12 protein-coding genes are annotated in these 16721 nt (G+C 72.5%); 10 read left to right on the top strand and 2 right to left on the bottom strand.

Going from position 1 to position 16721, the window contains the following annotated elements; genetic code table 11:
- Positions 1-14 precede the first annotated feature (14 nt).
- From AN215_RS27425 to AN215_RS27415, 3 genes are read left to right on the top strand one after another with little or no spacing between them, the layout of a single operon-like run.
- Complete coding sequence (locus AN215_RS27425) at positions 15-1058, top strand: ABC transporter substrate-binding protein (protein ID WP_107374506.1); 1044 nt, start codon at positions 15-17, stop codon at positions 1056-1058.
- Positions 1055-2194: a FecCD family ABC transporter permease gene (locus AN215_RS27420; protein WP_070010526.1), complete on the top strand. Its 1140-nt coding sequence runs from the start codon at positions 1055-1057 to the stop codon at positions 2192-2194. Before AN215_RS27425 ends, AN215_RS27420 begins: the two co-directional genes overlap by 4 nt.
- Positions 2191-2979 carry an ABC transporter ATP-binding protein gene (locus AN215_RS27415; RefSeq protein WP_070010527.1) on the top strand — a complete coding sequence of 263 codons (789 nt, stop codon included), beginning with the start codon at positions 2191-2193 and terminating at the stop codon, positions 2977-2979. The genes AN215_RS27420 and AN215_RS27415 overlap by 4 nt, the downstream gene beginning before the upstream one ends.
- A 28-nt stretch (positions 2980-3007) precedes the next feature.
- Here the strand turns inward: AN215_RS27415 and AN215_RS27410 are convergent, their stop codons facing one another.
- Entirely contained in the window at positions 3008-3844 is an 837-nt protein-coding gene (locus AN215_RS27410) for an IclR family transcriptional regulator (protein WP_070010528.1), read from the bottom strand.
- 172 nt (positions 3845-4016) lie between these two features.
- On the opposite strand from AN215_RS27410, the gene AN215_RS27405 reads away from it, so the two are divergent.
- From AN215_RS27405 to AN215_RS27375, 7 genes are all read left to right on the top strand, one after another.
- Entirely contained in the window at positions 4017-4583 is a 567-nt protein-coding gene (locus tag AN215_RS27405; RefSeq protein WP_070010529.1) for a thioesterase family protein, read from the top strand.
- Positions 4584-4597: 14 nt separating this feature from the next.
- On the top strand, positions 4598-5788 hold the full coding sequence (locus AN215_RS27400) for an acyl-CoA dehydrogenase family protein (protein ID WP_070010530.1): 1191 nt from the start codon (positions 4598-4600) through the stop codon (positions 5786-5788).
- Positions 5788-8220, top strand: coding sequence for an acetate--CoA ligase family protein (locus AN215_RS27395; RefSeq protein WP_070010531.1), 2433 nt, complete (start codon positions 5788-5790; stop codon positions 8218-8220). The genes AN215_RS27400 and AN215_RS27395 overlap by 1 nt, the downstream gene beginning before the upstream one ends.
- On the top strand, positions 8144-8923 hold the full coding sequence (locus tag AN215_RS27390) for an enoyl-CoA hydratase-related protein (protein ID WP_070010532.1): 780 nt from the start codon (positions 8144-8146) through the stop codon (positions 8921-8923). Before AN215_RS27395 ends, AN215_RS27390 begins: the two co-directional genes overlap by 77 nt.
- Before the next feature lie 95 nt (positions 8924-9018).
- Positions 9019-9636: a TOPRIM nucleotidyl transferase/hydrolase domain-containing protein gene (locus AN215_RS27385; RefSeq protein ID WP_070010533.1), complete on the top strand. Its 618-nt coding sequence runs from the start codon at positions 9019-9021 to the stop codon at positions 9634-9636.
- A 348-nt stretch (positions 9637-9984) separates the two neighbouring features.
- On the top strand, positions 9985-10698 hold the full coding sequence (locus AN215_RS27380) for a S1 family peptidase (RefSeq protein ID WP_070010534.1): 714 nt from the start codon (positions 9985-9987) through the stop codon (positions 10696-10698).
- A gap of 197 nt (positions 10699-10895) precedes the next feature.
- Complete coding sequence (locus AN215_RS27375; RefSeq protein ID WP_079123451.1) at positions 10896-13763, top strand: SCO7613 C-terminal domain-containing membrane protein; 2868 nt, start codon at positions 10896-10898, stop codon at positions 13761-13763.
- Between the two features lie 134 nt (positions 13764-13897).
- Here the strand turns inward: AN215_RS27375 and AN215_RS27370 are convergent, their stop codons facing one another.
- A complete protein-coding gene (locus AN215_RS27370) occupies positions 13898-16573 on the bottom strand; it encodes a PA14 domain-containing protein (RefSeq protein WP_420856137.1) in 2676 nt (891 codons plus the stop codon).
- Positions 16574-16721: the final 148 nt, after the last annotated feature.

Below are 16721 nucleotides of genomic sequence, written 5' to 3'. Positions count from 1 at the left end.
ACGTGTACGAGTGCATGACCCGCCCCCGTTCCATCCCCCCGACTGCCCGCAAACGCCGGGCACTTCGCACCGCGACACTGACCGCGGCCCTGTCGGCGGCCCTCTCCGCGACCGTGCTGACCGGCTGCGGTACGACGAACGACACCGCCCGGGACGGCAAGGAAGCGCCCTCGTCGGCGAAGGGGTTCCCGGTCACGGTCGACAACTGCGGCACCCGCACCACGTACGAGAAGCCACCCGCCCGAGCCGTCACCATCCACCAGCACCCCGCCGAGCTGATGCTGTCGCTGGGGCTCAAGGACCGCATGACAGGCACGGCCTTCCCCGACTCCGCCGTACTGCCGGAGCTCAGGAAGGACTTCGAAGCCGTACCGGAACTGGCCAAGAAGGAACCGTCCTTCGAGACGGTCCTCAACGCCGAACCGGACTTCGTGTACGGCGGCTACGGCAGTGCGTTCGCCAAGAACGAGGGGCGCTCCCGCAAGGCGTTCGCGGACGCCGGCATCGACACCTACCTCAACCGCGAATACTGCGGGAAGAAGCAGGTGTCCATGCAGGACACGTACGACGAGATACGCACCATCGGCAGGATCTTCGGAGTGCGGGAGCGGGCCGGCAAGCTGGTCGAGGACCTCCGGGCACGCGTGGAGCGCACCACCCGGAAGGTCGAGGGCGAACCCGCCGTGCCGGTCTTCGTCTACGACAGCGGCGAGAAGTCCGCGCTCACCGCGGGCGGCAGGAGCCTCGGCACCGAGATCATCGAACTCGCGGGCGGGCGGAACGTGTTCGCGGACCTGGACGACGTCTTCGGCGACGTGTCCTGGGAGCAGGTCGTCGCCCGCAAACCCGAAGTCATCGCGATCTACGACTACGGAGGAGCCGGGAACGTCGAGCGGAAGAAGAAGTACCTGCTCTCGCAGCCCGCGCTGGCCGGCGTACCGGCCGTGAGGAACAAGCGGTTCGTCGTGGTGCCGCTCACCGCGACCCTGGTCGGCGTACGGCCGTCGCACGCGGTCGGAGATCTGGCCCGCGGACTGCATCCCGAGAGGTTCCGGTGACGGCCCCCGCCGGGACCTCCGCGCCCCCTTCCGGCGCCGCCCGCGGCAGCGGTCACGGGAACCGCAAGGCAGACCGCGACGGAAACCGGCCACGCCGGTGGTCCTTCACGGTGACCCTGGCGGTCCTCGGTGTTCTGCTTCTGGCGTCGCTCACAGCGGGGCTGGCCACCGGCTCCGTGCACGTGCCGCCCGGTCAGGTATGGGGCATCGTCGCGCACGCGCTGGGCGCCGGCGGGCCGGACCCGGCCTGGTCGCAGGCGCGCGAGACGATCGTGCTGGACGTGCGGGCTCCTCGCGTACTGCTCGGGGCGGTGACGGGTGCAGGGCTCGCGCTCGTGGGCACGGCCATGCAGGCCCTGGTCCGCAATCCCCTCGCGGAGCCTTATCTGCTGGGGGTCTCCTCGGGCGCGTCGCTGGGTGCCGTCTCGGTGTTCGTCTTCGGCGTGAGCGTGTTCGGCCCGGTGTCGCTGTCGGCGGCGGCGTTCGCGGGGGCGCTGCTGACGCTCCTGCTCGTGTACACGACGGCCCGCACGGGCGGGCGCATCACCTCGGTGCGGCTGGTGCTGTCCGGAGTGGCGGTCGCCGCCGTGCTCAGCGCGGTGACGAACCTGCTGCTGCTGACGACGGAGCAGGGCAACGAGGCGCGAGCCGTCCTCGCCTGGACCCTCGGGGGCCTCGGCGGCGTGCAGTGGGACTCGCTGTGGCTGCCGGGCGCGGCGCTGCTGCTCGGCATCGTGGTCCTGCTGATCCAGGCCAGGCCGCTGAACCTGCTGCTGGCGGGCGAGGAGGCCGCCACGACGATGGGCCTGGACGTGGCCCGGTTCCGCTCCCGGATGTTCGTCCTCCTCTCGCTGGTCACCGGCGTGCTGGTGGCGGCGGCCGGGCCGATCGCCTTCGTCGGCCTGATGCTGCCGCACATCGTCCGCCTCTTCGTGGGCGGCGACCACCGCCGGGTGCTGCCGGCGGCCGCGCTGGGCGGCGCGGTCTTCCTGGTCTGCACCGACATCGCGGCGCGGAGCCTGACCGCCCCCATGGAGATCCCCGTCGGCGTGCTGACGGCGCTGTGCGGCGGGCCGTTCTTCCTGTGGCTGATGCGCCGTGAAGCCCGGCGGAACACCGACCGAGGAGTGGCATGAGCGCGACCGAGCTGCACGTCGAGGACGTCACTCTCACCGCCGGCGCACACCACCTCGTGCGGGACGTCTCCCTGAACGTACGGCCCGGTGAGGTGGTCGGCCTGGTGGGCCCCAACGGCAGCGGCAAGTCCAGTCTGCTGCGCGCCGTCTACCGCGTGCTGCGCCCCGACGCCGGGTGCGTACGCGTGGACGGCACCGACGCCTGGTCGCTGCCCGTGCGCCGGCTGGCACGGACCCTTGCGGCCGTGGTGCAGGACGCCGGGGCGGACTTCGACCTGACCGTGCGGGAGGTCGTGGCGATGGGCCGCACCCCGCACAAGCGTCTGCTGGACGGCGACAGCGCCGAGGACAACCGGCTCGTCGAATCGGCCCTGGAGGCCGTCGACTCGGTCGGCCTTGCCGACCGCACTTTCGACCGGCTCTCCGGGGGTGAGCGCCAGCGCGTGCTCATCGCCCGCGCCCTGGCGCAGCAGCCGTCGCTGCTGGCACTGGACGAACCCACCAACCACCTGGACGTACGGCACCAGTTGGAGGTGCTCGGCGTACTGCGCCGGCTGCCCGCCACCGTGCTGGTGGCCCTGCACGACCTGAACCTCGCCGCGTACTACTGCGACCGCCTCTACGTGCTGCGCGACGGTGAAGTGGCGGCCTCCGGCACCCCCGCCGACGTGCTCACTCCGCGGCTGCTGGACGAGGTGTACGGCGTGGCTGCCGAGGTCGCCGTCCATCCGCGTACGGGCGCACCGCAGGTGACCTTCCTGCCGGAGAAAGCACGCCTGGCGTGAGGGGTGTCCGCCGGTTGCCCGGCGGCGGTCACACTCCCGGAGCGAGGCGTTCGCGTACTTCGCGCGCCGCCTGTCGCGCCTGTGCGCCGAGTTCCGCGAAGCGGGATTCGGGAACGCGGTCCCGCGGGCCCCAAACGCTCACGACGGCGACGGGACGGTCGCCCGCGTCCAGGACGGGGGCGGCGACTCCGTACAGCTGGGGTTCGAGTTCGCCGACGCTGACGCTGTAGCCCTGGGCGCGGACCTTGGCGAGTTCGGCGTGCAGGGCCCGCCGGTCGGTGTGGGTGGTCTCGGTGTACCCGGCGAGCGGGCCGGAGAGCAGCGCGTCCACCTCTCCCGGTGCCTTCCAGGCCAGCAGCGCCTTGCCGGCGGACGTGGCGTGGATGGGCACCTGCCGGCCGAGCCAGCGCGCACTGAGCACCGCGGGCGGGACGACCTCGTCGACGTAGGTGAGGCCGAGCCGCCCGGCCACCGCGAGGTTCGCCGTCTCGCCGGTGTCCTGGCACAGCCGCTCGAGTACGTCGTGCGATCGGCGGATCAGCCCTTCCACGCTCGCGTTCGAGGCCATGCGGCTGATCGCGGAACCGATGGTGTAGCGGTTGCCGGCCGGGTCGCGCTCGACCAGGCCGTGGTGTTCCAGGGTGGCCAGCAGCCGCCAGGCCGTGGCCCGGTTCAGGCCGCATTCGGCGGCGAGTTCGGCGACGGGGCGCCCGTCGGGGGCGCTCGCGGAGACCGCGTTGAGCAGGGCGATTGCCCGCTCCAGTGCCTGTACCCGGCCTCCGCCCGTACGGGTGTCCCCTTGCTGGTCCTGCTGGTCCTGCTGGTCCTGCTCGTCCGGGGCGACCGGGGCGTGTGCCGCGTCCATTTCCGTTGCCTCCGCTCTCTCCGTCCGTTCCGGGAAGCGTAGTTGTCCGCACGGGCGGGGCCCGCGGGGGCGTTCGCCGCCCCTTGACGGCCGGAACGCTCACTCGTAGCGTCGCATATTACGAACGTACGTCGCACAATATGCGATCCACGGTATGATCTCGGGTGGGCAGATGGCAGAGAAGGCGGCACGCGTCGTCACCCCGTACGAGGGGACGGGGCACCGGCCGTGGGTGGACACGGCACCGGTTCCGGCGCCGCTGGCGCTGCACAGCACTCCGGTGCGGCCGGAGTGGGTGGATTACAACGGGCACATGAGCGAGTCCTGCTACCTGCTCGTCTTCGGCGACAACTCCGACGCCTTCTTCCGCTTCCTCGGCATCGACGAGGAGTACCGGGCGCGGGGCGGGTCGCTCTACACGGTCGAGACGCACCTGCACAACAGGCGCGAGGCCGCCGAGGGGGAACCGCTCCGGCTCACGCTGCGGCTGCTCGACCACGACGCGAAGCGCGTGCACCTCTTCCACGAGATGCGGCACGGCAGGGACGACGCGCTGCTGGCCACCGCCGAACAGATGCTGCTGCACGTCGACACGGAGCAGGGCAGGGCCTGCCCGTTCCCCGGCGAACTGCTGCGCCGGCTCGGTGCGATCCAGACCGCGCACGACGCACTTCCCGTGCCCGGAACGGTCGGCAAACCCATGGGCATACCCGGTGACCGCGGCCGCCGGGCCACGTGACAGGAGGAGGAACCGTGGAGTTCAGGCTCACCGACGAGCAGCGCATGATCGTCGAGACGGTCGGCAAGTTCGTGACGAACGAACTGGACCCGCATGCCGACGAGGTCGAGCGGCTCGACGCCATACCACCCCAACTGGCCCGCAGCATCCGGGAGAAGGCGATCGAGGCAGGGCTGTACGCGGCGAACATGCCGGTGGAGACCGGCGGCGGCGGACTCGACGCGGTCAGCTTGACCCTTGTCGAACGCGAGCTGGGCAAGACCGGTCTCGCCCTCCAGATGCTCGTCGCGCGCCCGAGCAACATCCTCGAAGCGTGCGAGGGAGAGCAGCGCACCCGCTACCTCCTCCCCGCTGTCCGGGGCGAGCGGCACGACTGTCTCGCCATGACCGAGCCGGGCGCCGGCTCCGACGTGCGCTCGATGCGGACCCGCGCCGTACGGGTCGCCGACGGCAGCGGCAACAGCGGGGATGACGCAGGCGGTTACGTACTGAACGGCACCAAGCACTTCATCTCGCATGCCGACATGGCCGACTTCGCCATCGTGTTCGCGGCCACCGGCACCGAGGAGACACCGCGGGGCACCAAGAACCTCATCACCGCCTTCCTCGTGGACCTCGACACGCCGGGCGTCGAGGTGCGGCGCGGCTCCGGGTGCGTGTCGCACCGCGGCTACCACCAGTGCGAACTCACCTTCACCGACGTCCCGTTGCCCGCCGGGCAGCGGCTGGGCGAAGAAGGAGAGGGCTTCGCGCTGATGGGGCGCTGGCTCGGAGCCAGCCGCCTCCAGGTCGCCGCCACGAGCATCGGCCGCGCCCGCCGGGTCCTCGACCTCACCCTCGAATGGGCCGCCGGACGCGAGCAGTTCGGGCAGCCCGTCGGCCGGTTCCAGGGCGTGAGCTTCCCGCTCGCCGACATGGCCACCGAACTGGAGGCCGCCGAACTGCTGACGCTGCGCGCCGCCTGGAAGCATGACCAGGGCACCATGACCGACCGCGACGCGGCGATGGCCAAGCTGTACGCCTCGGAACTCCTGGGCCGCATCACCGACCAGGCGGTCCAGACCTTCGGCGGCATGGGCCTCATGGCCGAACTGCCCATCGAACGCTACTGGCGCGACGCCCGCGTGGAGCGCATCTGGGACGGCACGAGCGAGATCCAGCGGCACATCATCTCCCGTTCCCTGCTGCGGCCACTGGGCGCTTGATGACGGGCCCGCACTCCCTGCGGCGTCTGCTGGCGCCCCGTCACATCGCCCTGTACGGCGGCGAGCCGGCCGCCGAGGCCGTACGCCAGTGCCGCGCCGTCGGCTACGAGGGCGAGCTGTGGCCCGTACACCCGAGGCGGGAGCACATCGAGGGCCTGCCCTGTCACCGCAGCACGGCCGGGCTTCCCACGGCGCCCGACGCCGCCTTCGTCGCGGTGCGCGGGGAGGCCACCGTGGGGATCGTCGCGGAACTCGCCCGGCGCGGCGCCGGAGGGGCCGTGTGCCACGCGTCCGGCTTCGCCGAGGACGGGCCGCGGGGCGCCGCACTGGAGGACCGGCTGCGTGCCGCCGCGGGCGACATGCCGGTGATCGGCCCCAACTGCATCGGCGTCCTCAACTACCTCGACGGCACGGCACTCTGGGCCGACCAGCAAGGCGGCGTCCGCACGGACAGCGGCGCCGCCGTCATCACCCAGAGCGGCAACATCGCCCAGAACCTCACCATGCAGCGCCGCGCTCTCCCCCTCTCGTACGTGATCACCTCCGGGAACGGTGCGGTCACGGGGACACCCCGGCTGATGGAGGCGCTGCTGGAGGACCCGCGGGTGACCGCCATCGGGCTGCACATGGAAGGGATCGAGGACGCCGCCGGGTTCGCCCGCGCGGCTCTGTCCGCGCTGCGGCGCGGAGTGCCGGTCGTGGCGCTGAAGACGGGCACTTCGGAGCTTGGCGCGCAGACCACCATGAGCCACACCAGCGCTCTCGCCGGCTCCGACGTGCTGTGCGACGCCCTGTTCCGGCGTACCGGTGTCGCGCGGGTGGAGGAGATCGGCACCTTCGTGGAGACGCTGAAGCTGCTGCACGTGCACGGCCCCCTGAGCGGCGGACCGGACGACGGTCCGGAAGGTGGCCCGGGAGATCGTCCGGCAGCCGGCCCGGAAAGTGGTCCGGGCGGCGTCCCGTATCAGGTGGGGTGTGCCCGGATCACCTCGGCCAGCTGCTCGGGCGGCGAGGCCGCACTGCTCGCCGACACCGCGCAACGCCACGGCGTCGAACTCCCGCCGCTCCCCGAGCAGTCGGCCCTGCGCCTGCGCGAAGTGCTCGGCGAGAAGGTGCACATACGCAATCCGCTGGATTACCACACCTATATCTGGGGCGATTTCACGGCCCAGCGGGAGTGCTTCGCCGCGCTCCTGGACGCGGGCTGCGACATGAACCTTCTGCTGCTCGACGTGCCACGCGCCGACCGGTGCGAGAGCGACGCCTGGATCAGCACCCTGGACGCCTACGCCGCGGCACAGCGCCATACCGGTGCTCCGGCGTGCGTCGTCGGCTCGCTGCCCGAGGGGCTGCCGGAACCGGTGGCGCAGCGGCTGCTGTCGGAGGGGATCGCCCCCTTGCAGGGATTGGCGGACTCCGTACGGGCCGTCGCGGCGGCCCACCGGATCGGCGCCGCCCGGCGCACGGCTGAACGGCTGCCGCCGCCGTACGGCCCGGTACCCCGGCCGGCCGCCCGCGAAGCCGGGACACCCTACGAGGAAGTACTGGACGAGCACGCGGGAAAGCGGGTGCTCGCCGGGTACGGCGTGACCGTCCCGGACGGCGTCGTGACGGCACCCGGCGGGGCCGCGCATGCCGCGCGCGGTCTGGGTTTCCCCGTCGTCGCGAAGGCCCTCGACCCCGGCTTGGCGCACAAGAGCGAAGCGGGCGGCGTACGCCTCGGGCTGACCGGTGGAGCGGCGGTGGAGGAGGCCGTGTCGGGTATGGCGGGGCTCACCGGCCGGTTCCTCATCGAGCGGATGGTGCCGGACGCCGTCGCGGAACTCCTCGTCGGCGTGCACCACGACCCCGTCTTCGGCCCCGCGCTGACACTGGGAGCGGGCGGCGTACTCGTCGAACTGGTCCGCGACACCGCCACGTTGCTGCTGCCCGCCACCCGCGAGGAGATCGGAGCCGCGATCTCCTCACTGCGCTTGTGGCCGATGCTGTGCGGCTTCCGGGGCGGCCCGGAGGGCGACGTACGCGCGGCGGTCGACGCGGTCGAGGCCGTCGCCGCCTGTGTACGCGACCACCCGGAGATCACCGAACTGGACGTCAACCCGCTGCTGGTGCTGCCCGCCGGGCGGGGCGCGGTCGCCGCGGACGTGCTGCTCAGACGAATCACACGGCACCCGGACGACCGGAACGACGGGAACGGCGGGAACCGCGGGAACGGCGGGAACCGCCGGAAGGACAACAGCCGGTCCACCGGTGACGGCAACGACGGCAGCGAAGGCGACGGCGACGGCGACCAAGGGCAAGGACAAGGACAAGGACAAGGACAAGGACAAGGACAAGGACAAGGACAAGGAGACCATGGACCCCGTACGACTCGACGTACACGACGGCGTACTCGTGATCACACTGGACCGCCCCAAGGCCAACGCCATTGACTCCCCCACGAGTCACGCCCTGTACGAGGCCTTCGACCGCCTTCGCACGGACGGCACACTGCGGGCCGCCGTGATCACCGGCGCGGGGGAACGGTTCTTCTCCGCGGGCTGGGACCTCAAGGCGGCCGCCGCCGGCGAGGCCGTCGACGCCGACCACGGGCCCGGCGGATTCGCGGGGCTGACGGAACTGTTCGACCTGGACAAGCCGGTCATCGCCGCGGTGAACGGCCTCGCACTGGGCGGAGGCTTCGAACTCGCCCTCGCCGCCGACCTGATCGTGGCCGACGCCCACGCGGAGTTCGCCCTGCCCGAAGTGAAGGTCGGCCTGATCGCCGACTCCGGCGGTGTACTGCGGCTGCCGCGCAGGCTGCCGCGTGCCGTGGCGACGGAGCTGCTGCTGACCGGCCGGCGGCTGGGCGCCGGGGAAGCCGCACGGTGGGGACTGGTGAACAAGGTCGCCGAACACCCGCACACCGCACTGGAGAAGGCGCTCGTCCTGGCACACACCATCCGTGAGGGCGCGCCACCGGCCATCGCGGCGGTGAAGGAAGTGCTGCGCGCGACCGAGCAGTTGGGGATCGAGGACGCCTACGCCCGCATGCGCGGCACCGGCATGCACCGCTACCGCGCCATGCTGGCCTCCGAGGACGCACAGGAGGGGCCGCGCGCCTTCGCGGAGAAGCGGGCGCCCCGCTGGAGCTGAGTCCCAGGCCGCCGTCCGCACCCCTGCCTACCCGGTCCGCCGCGCCCGGCGGAAATTCCCTACCGTGGCGGCCGGAAAGGCCGGAGACTCGCCTCATGGCAGACATGGGGTCTTTCCGGGAAGCGGTCACCGCGTGGGCGGCCGGCGGCCCCGGCGATCCCGCGCGCGAACTGGCCGCGCGGCTGCGCGTGCGGACGGCAGTCCTGCTCGAAGGGTCGAGCGACGCCGAAGCGGTCAGCGCCCTGGCGGCGAGCCGCGGGCGGGACCTGGCGGCCGAAGGGGTCTGCGTCCTGCCGATGGGCGGTGCGATGAGCGTCGGGCGTTACGCCCACCTGCTCGGGCCACCCGGCCTGGGCCTCCGCCTCACAGGGCTGTGCGACGAGGCGGAACGGGGCTTCTACGACCGCGGCCTGGAGCGGGCCGGTGCGGCCCGGCGGGAGTTCTTCGTCTGCGCGGCGGACCTGGAGGACGAACTCATCCGCGCGCTGGGCGTGACACGGGTGGCGGAACTCGTCCACGCGGAGGGCGACGTGCGCGCCCTGCAGACCTTCCTGCGCCAGCCCGCACAACGGGACCGCACCTCACAGCAGCAGCTGCGGCGCTTCCTCGGCACGAAGAAGGGGCGCAAGATCCACTACGGCCGGGTGCTCGTCGAGGCACTCGACCCCGACCGCGTACCCGCCCCGCTCGACGACCTGCTCACCAGCCTCTGACCACTGGGGAATGCCGGGGGCCCGGGGCTGAACTCGGGCGCACAGGCGCGCAGGCGCGCACGTGGGTTGGCGTGTACGGGGGTTGGCGCGTACGGGGGTTGGCGACCAGGCGCGCGGGCGGGATGCGGCGACCGCGGGCAAGCGCGGGCAAACGCCGCCGCGAGACCGTCTGGTGGGCCGGCGGCCCTTCTCACACAATGGGCGAGCTCGTACAGATAGCCCGATGACGGGCTCAACACGCAAGCCGCGGCAAGCAGTTGCTGCCGCGGCGCGTCATAGGAGGAGGACCGGACGATGAGAACACGGAAACCGCGAAGACCGCGAAGACCTCACGCGTTCGCACACACGATGCCCCGCGCACGTATCGCCGCGGGCGCCGCCCTGCTCGCCGTACTGCTGCTCGGTGCGATGCCCGCGCAGGCCGCAGTCGCCGCACCGGACGGCGACACCTCCGGCACAGCCCGCGCCGGCACGCAGGACCGGCACGCCGCCGCCGCGCAGACGGCCGTCCGGGGCGGCGACTCCCTCTACGCACCAGGGCGTGTCTGCACCGTCAGCTTCAACGCCACCGACGGAACCGACGACTACGCCATCAGTCCCGGCCACTGCGTGACGGGCGCAAGCACCTGGTACGCCGACCCCGCCATGACCGTGCCCGTGGGCGCGACGGCCGGCTCGTCCTTCCCCGGCAACGACTACGGGCTGATCCGCTACACCAACCCCGACGTGGCGCGCCCGGGCGAGATCAACACCGGCACCGGCGAACCGGTCGACATCACGGGCAGCGCCTCCCCCGTCGTCGGCCAGTCGATGTGCCACGTGGGACGCGTCAGCGGCCTGCAGTGCGGCACCGTGGAGGCGGTCAACGTCTCGGTCAACTACCCGGAGGGCACCGTCAACGGCCTCTTCCGCTCCACCGCGCACTCGGAGCCGGGCGACGAAGGAGGCCCCGCCTTCTCCGGCAACACCGCCCTCGGCTTCATCGTCGGCTCCGGCGGCGGCTCGACCTTCTACCAGCCCGTCTCGGAAGTCCTCGCGGTCTACGGCCTGACCCTCTCCTGACCGGCCCCTGCGCGTAACGCCGCCGGCCGCCGCCCCGCCGTTCGAGCGGGGCGGCGGCCGTACACCCGGGGCCGGCGGCCCGTACACCCACCGTGCCGGTCACCTGCCGCCGGGTGTCGAGAGGAGCGGCCGGTCCGGGCAGATCTGAGTATCCCTACGGATGTCAGGGGCGCGGGCACCACGTCAGGCTGCCCGGCATGGAGTACAACCAGCCGCTCGCACACTGCCCCGACTGCCGCGGACCGCTGGGACAGGCGGCGGAGCACGGGGAGGGGCAAGGGCCGGGGCCCGCCCACTGCCCGTACTGCGCACTGCCGTTGACCGGCGAGGAGTACGGGGAGGTGCGGCGGATCGACGCGGAGCTGGCCGGTCTTGAACAGCGGCGCGCCGCTCTCCACGGGCGGCGGCAGACCCTGCTGGCCGGGCTGCGGGCCGCGGCGCGGGGTGCCTCGCACGGGGCGCCGGCAAGGCGCGGAGCTCCGGGCGGTGCCTACGGGCCGCTGCCGGCGTACGGACCTGGGCCGGTCCACGGACCTGGTCCGGCGCACGGGCCTGTGCCGAGGCCGTGGGGCGCGGGGCGGGCCGAGACCTCCTCGTACACCGCACGCAACGTCCTGCTCGTGCTCGGCGGGCTGCTGCTCACCGTGGCCGCGCTCGCCTTCACGCTGCTGAGCTGGGGCGACATGGGCATCGGCGGCCGTGCGGCGGTGCTCGGCGGGCTGACTCTCGGCACCCTCGCCGCACCCCTGCCGCTGTTGCGCCGCAAGCTGGTGGCCACCGCCGAGTCCGTCGCCGGTTTCGGACTGGCGCTGCTGGCGCTGGACGCGTACGCGCTGCACGAGGTCGCATTCCCGTCCGCGGACGGTCTCGGCTATGCCGCGTCCAGTGCGGCCGTGATCGCCGCACTGTGGGCCGGCTACGGGCTGGCGCTTCCGGGGCCGGGGCTGCGGCTGCCGCTGCCCTTCGCCGTCGTTGTCGCCCAACTGCCGCTGCCGCTCTGGGCGCTGACGCTCGCCGGGACTTCGGACCGGAGGCTCTACGGACTGGCCGTCGCGCTGCTGCTCACCTTCGCCGCGGACGTCGTTCTGGCGGTGTCGCGACAGCGGGACGGGCGGGGCATGCGCGCGACCGCACTGGCGGTACGTCTGACGGCTGCCGTGGCGGCCGTGCCTGCGGGCGTAGCGATGATGGGCGTGACCCTGGCGCAGCAGACCGACGGTGTCGCCGCGGCCGCGAGTTGGAACGCCCTGCAGGCGGTGGCGGCGGCCGTCCTTCTGTATGCGGGGCGGCGGCATCAGGCCCGTCGGCTGGCGGGCCCGCTGGGCACGGCGGCCGGGCTGGTGCTGATCACGGCCCTGGGGGGTGTCGTGTGGGCGGCGGTACGGGCCGGGGGCACGGCCGGCTGGGACTGGCGGGTGCTGGTGTATCTGCTGTGCGCGACGGGCCTGTCGGGCGCGGTGCTCGTCCTGCGCGCAGCGCGCAAACCGAACGCACCGGGCGAACCGAACGCACCGAGTGCCGAGCAGTCCGCCGGGCTCGTGGTGGGGGCCGTCGTGGTGCAGTGCGGTGCGCTGGTGTGGGTGCTGCGGCCGGTGGTGGAGGCGGTGTCCGGGCCGTGGTCCTTCGTGACGCGGGCGTGGGAGGGGCCGCGGCGCGGCCCGGTCGGGCAGGCCGTCGACTCTCACCACGCATGGACGGGCTCCGCCGCGACGCTGCTGATCCTCCTGACGCTGGCGCTGTCGGTGGCACTGCTCGCCCGCGCGCCCGGCAGGGCGGCAAGTGACGGGCAGCAGCACGGTCAACAGCGGGACGGTCAGCACCGGGACGGTCAACAGCCCCGCGACGACGGCGCGTTCAGCAAGCTTTCAGCCGCACGACCGTATGTGCCCGCGCTGCCCGCGCTTCCCGCCCTGCCCGCACTGTGTGCTGCCGCGGGTGCGACGGCGCCGCCGGCCCTCGGTCTGCCGTATGTGCCGACCGTCGCCGTCGTCACCGCCCTGGCGGTCGTCCTGCTCGCCGCCGCCGTCACGGTCACGGACGCCACGACCGGCGTCACCGCACTGGTGTCGGGCCTCGTCCTGGCCGGTACCGCGACCGGCTGGGCCCTCGCTCAACAGGCCGCCACCCTGGGCGTGTCGGCCCTGCTGTGCGTGGCGTCCGCGGCGACCGCGGCGTGGTCGCCCAAGGGCGGCCCGGGACGCCTGGCCGCACTTGCGGCGTCGGCGGTCGCGTATGCGGCCGGGCTGGCGGGGGCGCTGGCCGCGTCGCTGCAGTATCCCGCGCACCAGGCCGCGTTCGCGGTGCTCGCGGTCGCCGTGTGCACTGTGCCGGCGGCCGCCCTGCTGAGCCGCGACGCCGATGCGACGGTGCCCGCCTCCCGGAAGGCGGTCTCACTCGCCGTCGAATGCACGGGCTACGCCACGGCGTTGGCCGCGCTCCTGCTCTGCGCCCCGCATCCCGGCACACTCTGGCTCGCACTCGCCCTCTGCGCCGTCTCCGCCGCGGGTGTCGCCCTCCGCGCCGACCGGCGTCCGGGCGCGGGCCATGCCTCGGCCGCGCTGCTCGTACTCGCCACGTGGGTACGGCTGTCCGCCTCCGGCGTCTCCACCCCCGAGGCGTACACGCTGCCGGTCTCGGTCGCCCTGCTGCTCATCGGCTGGCTGCGCAGGCGCCGGACGGCCGGCGGCGGGACGGCGGCGCGGACGCGGGTGTCGTCGTGGTGGGCGTACGGCGGCGGGCTCGCCTTCACGTTCCTGCCGAGCCTGATCATGGTGGGGAGCGACCCGCACTGGCTGCGCCCGCTGCTGCTGGGCGCCGGCGCGCTGGGCACCACACTCGCGGGCGCCCGGTGGCGGACGCAGGCGCCGCTGCTGCTCGGCGGGGCAACTCTCGCGGCGGTCGGAGCACACGAACTCGCCCCGTACGTCGCCCAGGTCGCCTGGCTGCTGCCGCGCTGGCTGATGCCCGCGCTCGCCGGTCTGCTGCTGGTCGCGACGGGTGCCACGTACGAGCGACGGCTGGAGGAGGCGCGCCGGCTGAAGCGCGCCTGGCAGCGGCTGAGTTGAGGCCGTGGTCCGTGCGCGCGAGCGCCGGGCGTCCGGTCGGCGACGCTGCCGGAACAAGGCGGCGGACCCGGAACCGCCTCTGCCACGGGAGCCGGACCCGTGGCAGAGGCAGGGGAAACAGTGGAAGGGATGCTTCACCCGCGTTCGCAGGTGAGGGTGCCCTCGGCGGCGCCCTTCAGCAGGGCGGCGTGTGCCGCTGCGAGGCGGCCCGTGTCCGCCTTGCCGACCTTACGGTCGTAGGTCATCAGGCCGTTCAACTCCCCTTCCAGGTCGGTGATCTGGGTGTAGACGGCGCCGCTGCTGCCCTCGCAGGCGGCGAACTGCTCGATGTCCTTGAGCTTGGTGAGGTACTCGTCCGTGTACTTCTCCTTCTCCACACCGACGTAGGTGTGCCGTACCGGCCACGAATGGCCGGGCACGGCCAGCCCGAGGCCCCCGTACTCACCGCTCACCAGGGCCCGTTCGCCGTCCGGCTCGGGCAGTTGGGCGCCTGGGTAACCGTGCGCGTCGGAGATGTCGCCGTTGCCTCCGTCGACGGCGCCGCAGCAGTTGTGGCCGCTCATGTTGTTGACCAGCCGCGTGGGGTCGAGTCCCTTCGCGTAGTCGGCGATACGGGCCTGGTCGTACTGTCCCCAGCCCTCGTTGAAGGTGACCCACATGATCACCGAGGGGTGGCTGTCGTGCTGCTCGATCATGCGCTTCATCTCGTGTTCGTACTGACCGCGTGCCGCCTGGTCCGGCGTGCGGTCCGAGCGCATCGAGGGCATGTCCTGCCACACCAGCAGGCCGAGGCGGTCGGCGTGGTAGAACCAGCGGTCGGGCTCGACCTTGATGTGCTTGCGCACCGAGTTGAAGCCCAGCTCCTTGTGTGCACGCAGGTCGTAGGCGAGGGCCTCGTCGGTCGGCGCGGTGTACAGGCCGTCGGGCCAGAAGCCCTGGTCGAGGGTTGCCATGGAGAAGACCGGCTCACCGTTGAGCACCATGCGGCGCTTGCCGTCGACGGTCTTCACCGCGATCTCGCGCATGCCGAAGTAGCTCTCGACGGCGTCGGCCGAACCGCCCTCCCCCACCGTCACCTTGAGGGTGTAGAGGTGCGGATCGTCCGGCGACCACAGCTTCGGATCGGGCACGGGGACGTCGAAGGGCTCGTCGCCGGTTCCGGTGGCGCGTCCGACTCCGCGGCCCCGCTCACTCCCGGGCCCCTCGCGACCGCCTGTCTTGCCGCCCCTCGTGTCGTACGCGACGGCCGTGACGGGCACGCCGTCGGGCACACCCCGCGCGGTGACGGTCACCTGCTCGCCGCTCACGTCCGGTGTCGTCTTGACGTCCGTGGTGTGCTCGGCGGCCACGGGCTCCATCCAGACGGTCTGCCAGATGCCCGACGAGGGCGTGTACCAGATGCCCTCCGGCTCCAGCCGCTGCTTGCCGACGGGCGGATTCTCGCCCTCCGGGGAGTCCGTCGGGTCGTGCACGCCGACGACGAGTTCCTGGTACCGCCCCGGCCGCAGGGCGTCGGTGACGTCGACGGTGAAACGGTCGTAGCCGCCCTTGTGCGCGCCCACCCGCTCACCGTTGACGTAGACGGCGGCATGCCAGTCGACGGCGTCGAAGTTGAGGTACAGACGCTTCCCCGAGCCGATGTCCCAGCCTTCCGGGACGGTGAACGACCGCTTGTACCACATGCGTTCCTCGTGCCGTTCGACGCCGGAGAGCTGCGACTCGACGGGATAGGGCACGAGGACCTTCTCCCCCAGGCGGCGCTTCTCGCCGGTCGGCGGCCGCTCGCCCTTCTCGGCACCGGCGAACTGCCAGATGCCGTTCAGGTTGCGCCACTGGTCGCGCTTGAGCTGGGGCCGGGGGTACTCGGGCAGCGCGTTGTCCGGTCCGACCTCCTCGGCCCAGTCGGTCCTGAGCTGGTACTCCGAGCCGTTCTCGCCCGCGGTCCAGAAGGCGCCGACCTGCTCGCCGTCCGCGCCGGCGAGACCGCCGTCGCCGTCGTAGCGCACGTCCGCCGCACCGCCCTGGCCGACCACGGGCTCGGGGAGGGTGACGACCAGCCGGTGGTCGTCGTCCGGGTCCAGCCGTGCGCCGTCCAGCGGCCATTCGACGCCGCCGATCACGGCCTTGAGGTGTTCCGGGAACGCGGCGGGCGGTTCGGCCAGGCGCTGCGCGAAGGCCATCTCCAGGGTGCGCCCGGAGGTGCCGACGCGCACCTCGGCCGGTCCGTCGTAGTCGAAGTCCTCGGGCGGGGTGTAGGCGGACTGCGGGATCGCGGTCTTCTCGCCGCCGGGCGGTGTCCAGCGCACGTGCAGGCCGGATCCGCCCTCCTCCTCGAAGTACTCGATCTTCACGGAGTGCCGTGCGCCCTCGCGCAGCCGGACGGGCGCCGAGTTCTGCTCGTTGTCCCAGTCGGGAACCCAGTGGTCGATGACGAGTTCGTCGTCCACCCACATGCGGAAGCCGTTGTCGCCTGTGATGTGGAAGGTGTGTTCACCCGTCCTCGTGGGAGTGACCGACCCGGTCCAGCGGACGCTGGCGTGGTCGGCGCGGCCGCTGCGCTCCTTCAGGCGCGGTTCCAGGTCCGCGAAGTCGAGGGAGGGGTCGAAGGCGGTGGCCTCCAGGGTGCCGAAGTCGTATGCGCCAGGGGCCGACTGGGTCCAGTACTCGCCCTTGAGCCCGTGCACCACGGGGGGTGCCTGGCCGGGCGGGGCGGCCGCCGCGGGCCGTACGGATCCCAGCGAGACCGCCAGGAGAACGAGGAGGGAGAATGCGGCGGCAGCTGCCGCCGGCCAGGTGTGTGCGCGTCTCACGGGACCTCCGGATGAGGTGTGCAGGAGATGGTTGCGGCACTGCCCTTGGCCCGATCCGTCTTGTATAACGTTGGAAACAAGGGTTGTTGGCATGACAGCACGCCTGCTGTCACCTGTCCAGGCACGTGACGGCAGCGGAAGCACGACG

The sequence above is a fragment of the Streptomyces abyssalis genome, from assembly GCF_001751365.1.
Taxonomy (GTDB): Bacteria; Actinomycetota; Actinomycetes; order Streptomycetales; family Streptomycetaceae; genus Streptomyces; species Streptomyces abyssalis.
The sequence above is the reverse complement of the archived record's forward strand: the minus strand, read 5'-3'. Positions and strand labels throughout refer to the sequence as shown.

Excerpts from the sequence above, each read along its gene's own strand:
- AN215_RS27425 (WP_107374506.1), top strand. The coding sequence starts at position 15 with ATGACCCGCCCCCGTTCCATCCCCCCGACTGCCCGCAAACGCCGGGCA.
- AN215_RS27415 (WP_070010527.1), top strand. The coding sequence starts at position 2,191 with ATGAGCGCGACCGAGCTGCACGTCGAGGACGTCACTCTCACCGCCGGC.
- AN215_RS27410 (WP_070010528.1), bottom strand. The coding sequence starts at position 3,844 with ATGGACGCGGCACACGCCCCGGTCGCCCCGGACGAGCAGGACCAGCAG.
- AN215_RS27405 (WP_070010529.1), top strand. The coding sequence starts at position 4,017 with ATGGCAGAGAAGGCGGCACGCGTCGTCACCCCGTACGAGGGGACGGGG.
- AN215_RS27395 (WP_070010531.1), top strand. The coding sequence starts at position 5,788 with ATGACGGGCCCGCACTCCCTGCGGCGTCTGCTGGCGCCCCGTCACATC.
- AN215_RS27390 (WP_070010532.1), top strand. The coding sequence starts at position 8,144 with ATGGACCCCGTACGACTCGACGTACACGACGGCGTACTCGTGATCACA.
- AN215_RS27385 (WP_070010533.1), top strand. The coding sequence starts at position 9,019 with ATGGCAGACATGGGGTCTTTCCGGGAAGCGGTCACCGCGTGGGCGGCC.
- AN215_RS27380 (WP_070010534.1), top strand. The coding sequence starts at position 9,985 with ATGCCCCGCGCACGTATCGCCGCGGGCGCCGCCCTGCTCGCCGTACTG.
- AN215_RS27375 (WP_079123451.1), top strand. The coding sequence starts at position 10,896 with ATGGAGTACAACCAGCCGCTCGCACACTGCCCCGACTGCCGCGGACCG.